Here is a 12,338-nt window from a genome sequence, read left to right as displayed (position 1 = left end):
CATGCTGCTGGAGCGCGAACCCGAACTCACGGTCCTGCGCAAGGCCGTACTCGAGGTGGAGTCCGGTGAGGGCGCACTGCTGCTGATCGACGGTGAGGCCGGAGCCGGCACGACGGCGCTCCTGCGCGAGCTGGTGCGACTCGGCGAGGACGCCGGCGCGCACGTGCTGCGCTGCGGCGGTGCGCAAAGCGAGCGTCAATTCCCGCTCGGAGTCGTACGTCAACTGGTGCTGCCCCTGCTCGCGGCGCGGGACCACCTGGTCCCCGACGCGTCCCGGGCGATGCTCGGCGTGGTGTCCGGTGCGGCCGGCAGGAACCCGGGCGACGAGCTCGGCACCGATACGCTCGCCTCCGTGCTGCACGGCCTGCACACGGCACTCACCGGTCTCAGCGCCGGCCGCACGGTGGTTGTCGCGGTCGACGACCTGCACTGGGTGGACGAGGCATCGCTGCGCGCGCTGGCCTTCCTGGCCGCGCGACTGGACGGCACGCGGGTGCTCATCGGCGTGGTACTGCAGGACGGCGGGAGCTCGCGTGACCCGCTCGTCCGGGAGATCGCGGACGCGGCGACCTACCGACTGCGCGCGGAAGCGCTTTCCGAGCAGGCGACGGCTCGGCTGATGGCGGACCGGTTCGGCGCCGGATACGACAGCGAGTTCGCCGCCGCTTGCCACGACCTCACCAGCGGCAGCCCGAAGGAGCTCCGTGTGCTGCTCGACCGCGCCCAGGCGCAGCGGCTGCGCGGCAGGGCGGTGGAAGTGGAACGCGTACGCGAACTCGGCAGGTCGTTCCGGCGGGAGAGGCTGCTGCGCCTGCTGCGGCGCGACCGTGTCGTCCACACCTTCGCGAAGGCGCTGGTGGTGCTGGCGGACCAGGCCACCGAAGACCTGGTCGTACGGCTGAGCGGGCTGAGCCGGGACGAGTGCGCCGCCGCACGGTCGGTGCTGTGGAAGGCCCGGCTGCTCAGCGGATCCGGCCGGCTCGCGGTGCACGACCCCGTGCTGACCCGGGTTGTCACGGAATCGCTGGGAGCGGAGGAGAGCTCGCGCCTGCACCGGGCCGCGGCGGCTTTGCTGGACGAGTACGGAGCCGGGCCGGAGGAGATCGCCGTGCAGCTGCTGCACGTTGACACGGTGCGCGACGCTTGGGAGGTCGACCAGCTCAGAGCCGCGGCGGTGGCCGCGCGCAGGCGGGGCGCGCCGGACGCGGCCGCCCGCTACCTGCGCCGGGCGCTGCTGGATCTGCCCATGGCCGGTCGCGAGCGGGCCGATCTGCTGGTCGAGCTGGCCGCCGTCGAATGGGACACCGACCCGGCCTCGGCGGTCCGGCACATCGAACAGGCCGCGCGCCTGATGCCGGATCACCGCAGGCGCGCCGAGGTGGTGTCCCGGACTCCGCTGCACATGGCGGGCTGCGACCGGCGGCTCGCCGACCTCGTCCGTGAGGTCTCTGCCCGGTTCGGTGATCCCGGCGCGCTGCGCGGTTACGACAGGGAGCTGGCCCTTCGCCTGGAGGCGCGCTCGCGCTATGCGGCCATCCAGGATCCCGAAGCGCTGGCGTCGGCCGGCGACCGGCTGGCGGAACTCGGTGGTGACGCCGCACTGGGCAGCGGCGCCGAACGTGAACTGTGCGTGGTACTGATGCGGGCCGCGACGCTGAACGGGCAGGTCGGCACCCGGCCCATCGTACGGATGGCCCGGCAGGTCCTCGACCACGAACCGACCCACTCCGCGCCGATGAGCGCGGCCCTGCAGATCCTGCCGTGGATGCTGCTTGTCGCCGATGCCGGGGATGTCGCCTCGTCCTGGCTCGATGCCGCGCTGGCCCACGCCCAGCGGCAGACCAAGCCGGCGCTCGCCGCCCTGATCGAGGCGCAGCGCGGCCTCGTCCTGCTCGGCCGCGGGGACATCGTCGTGGCTCGGGAATGTGCGCTGCGCGGGCTGGAGCTGGCGGACCGGGACAAGCCGGAAACGATGCTGGTGCCGGCCATCGCGGTCGGTACGCTCGCGCTCGAGCTGCAAGACGACACGCTGGCCGAGCGGGTACTGGAGATCGCCGGATCGGACACGGACCTGCGGATGTTCATGATGCGGCGGTGTCTGAGGGGCAGGCTGGCGGCGGCCCGTGGGGACCTGCCCGCGGCGCTGGCGCAGTTCATCGACTGTGGCCGTGTGCTCGACCGGGCCGGGTGGGTCGGGTCGGCGGTGTCGATGTGGCAGGTCTCGGCCGCGCTGCTGCACCACCGGCTGGGGCGGCGCGAAGAGGCAATAGAGTTGGCCGAGGAGAACCACCGGCGCGCGCTGGCGTGGGGCGCGCCGACCGCACTCGGCCGCGCGCTGCACACACGGGGCGCCGTGATCGATGGCCCGAAGGGGATCGAGTTGCTGCGGCAGGCGGTGGACGTGCTGCACGATGCGGGAAGCCCGCTCGAACTCTCTCGGACCCTGGTCACCCTCGGGAAGCGTTTGCAGAGTGCCGCGCCGGCGGAGGGCGATCAGTTGCTCGTCCGGGGGCGCCGGCTGGCCGAGCAGGCGCAGACATTCAGCGTGGGGGAGCATGCCGGCGGGTTGGTCAGAGGCGTCACGCCGGCCTCGGCTCCGGTCGCCAGGTCCGTCCTGACCCGTGGTGAGGCCACGGTGGCCGAACTCGCCGCGCGTGGTCGCAGCAACCAGGAGATCGCTGCCGAACTGGAGATCAGCAGACGCGCGGTGGAGAAGCATCTCACCAACTCCTACCGCAAGCTGGGTATCGAGGGACGCTCCGCGCTTGTCGCGGCACTCGGAGTTCATGGCCACGGCCAATGAGTGCTGGGTGGCGGAAGCATTACTCCGGCACGCGACTTTGAATCCGGACCTGCCCGCTTGAGGGCAAACCTCGTTTTGTCCGTTTACACGTGTTATTTTCTGTGCGAGGTAACTTCTCGCATAATCCTCCGGTTGTTTCTGGGTGTGCGTGCAGGGGAATATCGGATGCTGGTGACGCGATGACTCAGTGGATGCCCGATTTCATGTTGGATCATGCCCGATCATGTGGGCGGACGCCTCGGGTCCACCTTGTTGTTGAAGTGTGAACCTTCGCCCGCCCTAGGTGATCAAGGTCATATCTTCGCAGCTCAGGAGTGATGTCGTCGCACCGAACCGTGCCGTACCGAACCGTGTGGTGCGGGGTCCACAGTCTTAAGCAAATCAACTTCCAATCAGCTCAAAGCGCTTGACTTTTTTCTTTTACGTATGGACGATTACTTATCCGGGAAGCGCTCGACGGGGGTCGAACACGGGGATTAAGTCGCTTCCGGATAATCGACCCATGCTGAGAGAAATGGCCGAAATCTCGTGAGTGACTCTGGCCTCGTGTCCAAAGAGATTATCTCCGCTGAAACGCAGGATCGGTGCTCGGAGCAGTATCGCGAAATTTACTTGTCCCTGTTCGAGCAGTCCGGGATGTGTATAGCGAATCTCGACCTAGAATTTCGCGTCCTGGAGGCAAATCGCTTGTTCGCCCAGCAGTTCGGATGCGGTTCTGGGCATGTGCGTGGGCGCAATATTTGCGATTTCTTGCACCCCAGTGTGCAGGGCAAAATGAAGAACGAATTTATTCGCCTGGCTGATGGTCAGAATCCGCGCTTCGCCGATCAGATCGTCGCGATGGGTGCCGAGGAGTCGCTCTTCCTGGGCGAGATGACCGGCATCGCGGTGCGCGGGACCGCGGGCAGGGTCGGCACGATCATGGTGTTGGTGAAACCGCAGGAATCCGAGACCGGCCCGCAGATGGTCACCGGCCGCCGGAAGCTGTTCAGCCCGGTGCACGCCCGGATCCTCGAGGGCGTGGCCGCGGGCGAGTCGACGGTGCAACTGGCGGCGAAGCTGTTCCTCAGCCGTGGCGGCGTCGAATACCACGTCGCCTCCCTGTTGCGGAAGCTCAAGGTCACCAACCGGCCCGCGCTGATCTCGAAGGGCTACTCCATGGGCGTCTTCGCCGTGGGGCAGTGGCCACCGCGCGTGCGCCCGGAATACGTCTCCTCCTGATCCCTCCGCCTGCGGTGCCGGGGGGCACCGGATAACCGAACAGGACGGACTGTGTTGACCGAACAGGACGGGACTGTGTTGTTTGAACGTACGCGGGAACTCGCCGTCATCCGGCGGTGCCTCGATGGCGCCCGCGACGGGCGGGGTGAACTCGTTACCGTATCGGGCCCGTTCGGCTCCGGACGCTCGGCGCTGCTGGGCGAACTCGCCAGGCGGACCTCTCCATCCGAGGCACTCGTCCTGCGAGCCGAGGGCGCCCGCTCCGAAGGCGACGTCCCGTTCGGCGTCGCCCGGCGTGCGCTCCACGGCTTGCATCCGGGTGCCGCACCGCCGGCCGGCGCCACGGAGGAGAGCGAGGCGCTCCGCCTGCGCGACGTACTGCTCGGCCTGGCCGACGCCATGCCGGTGCTGTTACTCATCGACGACCTGCGCTGGGTCGACGCCGACTCCCTGCGCTGGCTGTCGCTGATCGGTGAGAAACTCGCCGACGCGCCGGTCGTGATCGTGGCCGTGGCGCCGCATTCGGCCGATTCGGCGGCGCATTCGCCGCTGCTGAAGGAATTCCTCGCCGCCGCCACGGAACGCGTGGCCCTCCGGCCACTGTCACCGGACGGAATGTCCGCCATGGCCGGAGAGTTCCTCGGTGAGCCGGAGAGCGCGCTCATTCGGGCCTGCGCCGAGGTGTCCGGCGGCAGGCCGCTGTTCCTCGCCGCCCTGCTGCAGGAGCTCCGCCGCACCCAGTGGCCTCCCCGGCCGGACGATGTACGGGCGCTGCGCCCCGCCGCGATCGGCACACAGGCCGTGCGCGCCCTGGCCGAACTGCCTCGTGCGGAACGCGAGATCGCCACAGCGCTCGCGGTCGTCGGTCCGCGGACCGACAGCGGGCTGCTGTTCACCATGGCGGAACTCACCGCCGAGGACGGCACGGCCGCCCTCGGCGCGCTGAAGTCGGTGGGACTGCTCGACTCCGGTCCGGTGCCCCGCTTCGCTCACGACGCCATCGGCGAGGCCGTCGCACACTCCCTTGACACGGCCGCCATGCCCTGGCATGCCAGGGCCGCGCAGACCCTGCACGCGGCGGGCAGGCCGCCCGAAGAGGTGGCCGGGCATGTGCTGGCCGCGGGTGACCCGCCCGGCGGCTGGCAGATCGAGGTGCTGCGGGAGGCCGCGCGCACGGCATTGGCGAACAAAAACCCCGACCTCGCGCGGAAGTACCTGCTGCGGGCGCTGCTCGGCTCCCCCCATCGCAGCGGCGGCCGCGCCGAACTGCTCGTGGACCTGGCCGGAGCAGAGCTGGCCTCTGACCCCGTCAGTTCGTTGCGGCGCCTGATGCAGGCGCTGCCGGGGCTGGCGACACCGGCACGGCGAGCCCGCGAGCTCGTCAGGATCCCCGTGCTGGCCTGCGAGCTGCCGCCCTCCGGGCTCACCACCCAACTGGCCGATGCGGCCGCCGGGCTGGGTGACCCCGCGCTGCTGGAGGGCTCGGCTCGCGAGACCGCGCTCGCACTCGACGCGCGCCTGCGCGTCACGCACCTCAGACACGTCCGGTGGTTCACGGAGACGGTCCGCGCCTTCCGGCTCGAAGGTACCCCCGGGGACGTAGGCAGCGCCCCCGCCCGGGACCGGGCCGCCGTGCTCTCCTACGCCGGTATGCTCGCCGGAAAGGACTCCGGCGCGGTGGCCGCGCTGGCCCGCCACGTGGTGCTCGCCGAGCCGCCGACCGCGGAGGACCTGCGCACGGCTGTGCCGTTGGCGGTACGGGCCATGCTCGCAGCCGACCTGTTCGACCAAGTCGACATCTGGCTCGCCTCGATGGCCATGGCGACCCTCCGGGCCAATGGCGGGGGGAAGCCGGACACGCTGATCGCCGACGCGGAACGGGCATTCGCCCTGGCGCGACGTGGTCGGCATACGGACGCGGCGCTCATGGCCGCACGTACGCTGGAACGCGCCGACGCCGAATTCGCCCCGGTGACGGGACGCTGCTGCGAGGCACTGGCGCTGGTCATCGCGGGCGGGGACCCGCCCGCCGCGGCGGGCGACGCACTCGCCCGGTATCGCGCACAGGACAACGCACTGCTCGCCCCCTGGCTCGGCCACGTGGTCGACGGGATGCTCGCGTTGCTTGCCGGTGACACCGCCGTCGCGCTGGACCACATACTGGAAGCCGGGCGCGAACACGAACTCATGGGCTGGGCGAATCCCGCCGTGCTGCCCTGGCGCTCGTGGGCCGCGCAGTTGCAGTACCGGCTCGGCCGCCAGGACCTCGCGCATGACCTCATCGCCCGCGAGTACGAACAGGCGGTGGTGTGGGGCGCCCCCAGCGTGGTCGGCCGTACGTTGCGTGTCTGGACCGACGTCACCAAAGGCGAGAAGGGCATCGAGCTGGCGCTGCGCGCGGTGGACGGCCTCGATGTCTCCACCGACCGGGTGGCAATGGTCAAGGCACACCTGCTGCTCGGAGTCCAGCTGTTCGCCCCCAGCCATGCCACCACCGCCGAGCACCTCCCCCGGAACGAGCAGCTGCCACAGTCCACCGAGACCGAACGCGCGGGCGATCGGCCGGACAGCCGGCGGACGGTTGCGGTCGACGCGGCGCTCACTCCGAGCGAGCGCCGGGTCGCCTTGCTGGTGGCGGCCGGGAAGAGCAACCAGAACATCGCCACCGAACTTCGGATCAGCCTGCGCGCGGTGGAGAAACACCTGACGAAGGTGTACCGCAAGCTCGGTGTCGCGGGCCGCACTCAGCTCATGGAGATAGTTCCTCCCATCGGCCGGGGAAACGGAAACGGCATGGCCGTCTGAGGCAGCGCTGCCGGCCCGCAACCGAAGACCCGGGCCGGCACCGAACTCCGCGGCGGGGCACGCACCGCCGGCCGCTCCCGCCCCCTCCCCGGATGCGACGCCGGTGCTGGTCCCGGCAGTTACTAAGGTTTTTCCCGTCGCCCCCGCACGAGACTCCTCGCATGTCAGCTGGAGCAAGAGGGTTGGACAAGCCGCCCGCATCGTGGCGGCCGGGTTCCGCGACTCGGTCCAGCCGGGACCGGGCCCGCCGGTGAACCTTCGGGAGCCCCCGTACGGACGTCCGCGCCCCGGTCGTCCTACCGCCCGACCTGCCGCCGTGCGGAAGCCCTGAGAGCTCCGCCGAGCGGAAGGATCCGCACACCGACCACCTCTTGTCCGCTGCCGTCGTTGTTTCCGGCTGCGGCCAGCCGCTGTCGAGATGAGTTGAGATGGACAACGAACAGAGGCTCAGGGACTACCTCAAGCGGGCCACCGCCGACCTGCGGCAGACCCGGCAGCGGGTGCACGAGTTGGAGGCGTCGGCCCAGGAGCCGATCGCGATCATCGGCATGTCCTGTCGTTACCCGGGCGGAGTGTCGAATCCGGAGGACCTGTGGCGCCTGGTCGCCGACGGCGAACACGGCATCGGGGCCTTTCCCACCGACCGTGGCTGGGACACCGAAGCGCTCGCCTCCTCGTCCACCACATCCGGCGGCTTCCTCTACGATGCGACCGATTTCGACGCGGACTTCTTCGGCATCTCGCCCCGCGAGGCGGTCGCCATGGACCCGCAGCAGCGCGTGCTGCTGGAGTCCGCCTGGGAAGCCATCGAGCAGGCCGGAGTGGACCCGACAACCCTCCGGGGCAGCGAGACCGGCGTGTTCATGGGCGCCATGGCCCAGGACTACCACCTCGGCGCGGACGAAGGCGCACACGGCTTCCAGCTCACCGGAAACACGGGCAGCGTGTTGTCCGGCCGGATCGCCTACACCTTCGGCCTGACCGGCCCGGCGCTGACCGTGGACACCGCCTGTTCGTCGTCCCTCGTCGCCTTGCACCTGGCCGACCAGGCACTGCGGGCGGGAGAGTGCTCGCTGGCCCTGGCCGGTGGTGTGACCGTCATGTCCAGCCCGTCGACCTTCGTCGAATTCAGCCGCCAGGGTGGACTGTCCCCCGATGGGCTGTGCCGGTCGTTCGCCGAATCCGCCGACGGCACCGGTTGGGCCGAGGGCATCGGCGTACTGGTGCTGGAACGACTGTCCGACGCCGAGCGCAACGGCCACCCCGTCCTGGCGTTGGTTCGCGGCAGCGCGGTCAACCAGGATGGCGCTTCCAACGGCCTGACCGCACCCAACGGCCCGTCCCAGCAGCGGGTGATCCAGCAGGCATTGATCAACGCCCGCTTGGCGGCCGACCAGATCGACGCCGTCGAGGCACACGGTACGGCCACGACCCTGGGCGATCCGGTCGAGGCGCAGGCACTGCTGGCGACGTACGGCCGAAACCGTGACGAGAACCGTCCGCTGCTGCTGGGCTCCATCAAGTCGAACCTCAGCCACACCCAGGCGGCCGCAGGTGTCGCCGGTGTGATCAAGATGGTCATGGCGATGCGGCACGGCACCGTACCGCGCACCCTGCACGTGGACACTCCGTCCTCCCACGTGGACTGGTCCCAGGGCGCGGTGCGCCTGGCCACCGAGAACGTCGCATGGCCGGGGACGGGAGAACCGCGTCGGGCGGCCGTCTCGTCATTCGGGATCAGCGGCACCAACGCGCACGTGATCATCGAACAGGCACCGGACTCGCAGTCGGAATCGGAGGCGGCACGGGCGGTGGCGCCGACCGTCCTTCCGAACGCGGTGCCAGTGGTGCTGTCCGGACGTACGCGCGACGCCCTGCGGGCACAGGCCGCACGGCTGCTGGCCTCCTTGGGCGCCGACGCCGCCACGGATGGCGATGTCGCAACCGGGGCCGACGCCGGACACGGCGTCCTCGACACCGCCTTCTCCCTGGCCACCTCCCGGTCGGCGTTCGCGCACCGAGCGGCATTCGTCGCATCCGACCGCGACGAGATCATCGCCGGGCTGACCGCTCTGGCCACGGACCAGTCGGCGCCCGGGCTCGTCCACGGCGCCGAGTGGGGAGCGGAGCGGGGCGCCGGCAAGTCGGCGTTCCTGTTCAGTGGCCAGGGGGCGCAGCGTATCGGCATGGGACGGGAGCTGTACGCCCGCTTCCCGGTCTTCGCCGAGGCTCTGGACACGGCACTCGCGGAACTGGACACCCACCTCGATCGCCCCGTACGAGAGACGATGTGGGGCGACGACGCCGAGGCGCTGAATCGGACCGGTGTTGCGCAGCCCGCGCTGTTCGCGGTCGAGGTGGCGCTGTTCCGGCTCGTCGAGTCGTGGGGCGTGACACCGGACTTCGTGGGCGGGCACTCGATCGGCGAGGTGGCGGCGGCCCACGTCGCGGGCGTGCTGTCGCTCGAGGACGCGTGCCGATTGGTGGCGGCGCGGGCTCGGCTGATGCAGGAGCTGCCCTCCGGCGGGGCGATGGTGGCGGTGCAGGCCACCGAGGATGAGGTCGTGCCACTGCTGGCCGACCGGGTGTCGGTCGCGGCGGTGAACGGGCCGTCGTCGGTGGTGCTCGCCGGGGCTGAAGACGCCGTCGCCGAGACGGCCGCAAGGCTGGCGGAGCAGGGGCGGAAATCGAACCGGCTGCGGGTCTCGCACGCGTTCCATTCGGCGCTGATGGAGCCGATGGTGGAGGACTTCCGTGCTGTGGTGGCCGGTCTGGAGTTCCACGACCCGACTGTTCCCGTGGTATCGAATCTCACGGGTGCGGTGGCCGCGGCCGGCGAACTGTGTTCGGCGGAGTACTGGGTGCGGCATGTGCGGGAGACCGTACGGTTCGCCGATGGCGTCCGGGCGCTGTGCGCCGAGGGCGTACGGACCTTCGTGGAGCTGGGCCCGGACGGCGTGCTGTCGGCGCTGGCCCGGGAGTCGGTGCCCGAGGAGGCCGTGGTGGTGCCGGTGCTGCGTAAGGACCGTCCGGAGGCGGCGGCTGCCGTCGCGGCGCTGGCTCGTCTGCACGTGACCGGTGTGGCCGTGGACTGGCGGGCGTTCTTCGCCGGCACGGGCGCCCAGCGAGTCGCGCTGCCTACGTACGCGTTTCAGCGGCAGCGGTTCTGGCCTGCGGCTGTGGCTGTTCCGGGCGATGTGCGGGCTGCGGGCTTGGTCTCGGCTGAGCATCCGTTGCTGGGTGCGGCGGTGTCGTTGGCCGACTCGGACGGTGTGGTGTTCGCCGGTCGCCTGTCGTTGGCCTCGCATCCGTGGCTGGCCGATCACGTGGTGATGGGTCGCGTTCTGGTGCCGGGCACGGCGTTCGTGGAGTTGGCGATCCGCGCCGGTGACGAGGTCGGGTGTGACCGCGTCGAGGAGCTGACGCTTGCCGCACCTCTGGTGTTGCCGGAGCGGGGCGCGGTGCAGATCCAGGTGTTCGTCGGTGCCCCTGACGACACCGGTCGCCGGTCGGTGAAGGTCTTCTCACGGGCGGATGGCTCGGACGAGCTGCCGTGGGCCCAGCATGCGGTGGGCGTCCTTGCTGCGGCGGACGAGCTGCCCGGCGTTGGGTTCGATGCCGCGGTGTGGCCGCCGGTGGGCGCCGAGCCGGTCGAGCTGGACGGCTTTTACGAGAACCGGGCCGAGTCCGGCTTCGAGTACGGCCCGGTGTTCCAGGGGTTGCGGGCGGTGTGGCGGCTGGACGCGGAGCTCTTCGTCGAGGTGGCTTTGGACGAGGGCGCCACGGTCAGTGGGTTCGGGGTGCATCCCGCGCTGCTGGACGCCGTGCTGCACGCCGCGGTGTTGACCGATGGAGAAGCGGCTGGTGGTGTGCCGTTCGCTTGGGAGGGTGTGTCGTTGTTCGCCTCCGGGGCGACGACGGTGCGGGCGCGGCTGTCGTGTGGCGAGCGGGGGGCGGTGTCCATCGCGGTCGCGGATGTGGTGGGTCGTCCTGTGGCGTCCGTCGCGTCGTTGATCACGCGTCCTCTTGCTGCTGATGAGCTGGCGGTCGGTGATGGCCAGATGGTCGGCCGGGATTCGTTGTTCCGGGTGGAGTGGGCTCCGGTGGCTGAGGGGGCGGACGCCGGGCCATCGGTGGTTGCGGTGGTCGGCCCGGACGGCGGTCTGAGTGGCGGGCTGCGGGATGCGGGGATCTCGGTAGTGGGGTGCGCGGATCTGGCCGCGTTGGCTGTGGCTGAGGCCCCGGTGCCGGATGTGGTGTTGGCTGTCGTGGGGACGGAGGACCGCGGTGAGGGCGTGGTGGATTCCGTCCACGCTTCCGCGGTGCAGGCCCTGGGATTGGTGCAGGGGTGGCTGGAGGGGGAGCGGTTCGCGGGGTCTCGTCTGGTCGTGGTGGCACGTGGTGCTGTCGGTGATCTGGCGGTGGCGTCGGTGTGGGGTTTGCTGCGGTCGGCGCAGTCGGAGCATCCGGATCGGATTGGGCTGCTGGATCTTGGTGACGGTGCTGTGTCGGGGGCGGTGTTGTCGCGGGCGTTGGCGCAGTCCGAGCCGGAGTTGGCGGTTCGGGAGGGGCGGTTGGTGGTGCCGCGGTTGGCGCGCTTGGGTGTGCCCGACGCTGTGGCGCGAGTGTGGGATGGCTCCGGTGCGGTGCTGGTCACGGGTGGTACGGGTGGTCTGGGTGCGGTGGTGGCGCGGCACCTGGTGGCCGAGCGTGGTGTGCGGGATCTGCTGCTGGTGTCCCGGCGGGGGTTGGCGTCGCCGGGTGCTGAGGACTTGGTTGCCGAACTTGCCGGACTGGGTGCCCGTGCTGAGGTGGTGGCGTGTGATGTGGCTGATCGTGATGCTCTGGCGGAGGTGCTGGCCGGGCGTGGGATTTCGGCTGTGGTGCATGCGGCCGGTGTGCTCGATGACGGTCTGATGGGTGCGTTGACTCCGGGGCGTGTTGATGCGGTGTTGCGTCCGAAGGTGGATGCGGCGTGGCATCTGCATGAGCTGACGCGGGACATGGACTTGTCTGCGTTCGTGGTGTTCTCTTCCGCGGCGGGCACGCTGGGCAGTGCTGGTCAGGGGAGTTACGCGGCGGGTAATGCATTCCTGGATGCGTTGGTGGAGTATCGGCGTGGTCTTGGGTTGCCGGGTGTGTCGCTGGCGTGGGGGCCGTGGGATCAGCCTGGCGGCATGGCTGGTGAGTTGAGTGCGGTCGATCGTGAGCGGATGGCGCGTGTGGGTCTGCCGCCGTTGTCCGTCGAGCAGGGTGTGGCGCTGTTCGATGCGGCGGTGGGTGCTGGGGAGCCGGTGGTGTTGCCGGTGCGGCTGGATGTGTCGGCGCTGCGGGCTCGTGGTGAGGTGTCGCCGCTGTTGCGCGGTCTGATCCGTACGCCCTTCCGCCGTGCCGCCGCTACCGGGCTGGCGCAGCGGCTCAGCGGGCTGGGCGAGGTCGAGCAGCGGGAGGTGCTGCTGGATCTGGTGCGGGGCCAAGTCGCGTCGGTGCTCGGGTATCAGGGTGCTGC

The 12,338-nt window shown here is 70.2% G+C and carries 4 protein-coding genes; all 4 read left to right on the top strand.

Annotated features, from left to right (window positions below):
• Position 1 precedes the first annotated feature (1 nt).
• Positions 2 to 2,803 (top strand): AAA family ATPase, encoded by a 2,802-nt coding sequence (locus tag EEJ42_RS07590; protein WP_123099205.1) that lies wholly within the window; start codon positions 2 to 4, stop codon positions 2,801 to 2,803.
• A gap of 546 nt (positions 2,804 to 3,349) precedes the next feature.
• Positions 3,350 to 4,024: a helix-turn-helix transcriptional regulator gene (locus EEJ42_RS07585; protein WP_234365566.1), complete on the top strand. Its 675-nt coding sequence runs from the start codon at positions 3,350 to 3,352 to the stop codon at positions 4,022 to 4,024.
• Positions 4,025 to 4,099: 75 nt separating this feature from the next.
• Positions 4,100 to 6,829, top strand: coding sequence for a helix-turn-helix transcriptional regulator (locus EEJ42_RS07580; protein ID WP_148081883.1), 2,730 nt, complete (start codon positions 4,100 to 4,102; stop codon positions 6,827 to 6,829).
• 428 nt (positions 6,830 to 7,257) lie between these two features.
• A partial coding sequence (locus EEJ42_RS07575) for a type I polyketide synthase (protein ID WP_123099203.1) occupies positions 7,258 to 12,338 on the top strand: 5,081 nt, incomplete at its 3' end.

This window comes from Streptomyces botrytidirepellens (assembly GCF_003721215.1).
GTDB classification, from domain to species: Bacteria; Actinomycetota; Actinomycetes; order Streptomycetales; family Streptomycetaceae; genus Streptomyces; species Streptomyces himastatinicus.
The sequence above is the reverse complement of the archived record's forward strand: the minus strand, read 5'-3'. Positions and strand labels throughout refer to the sequence as shown.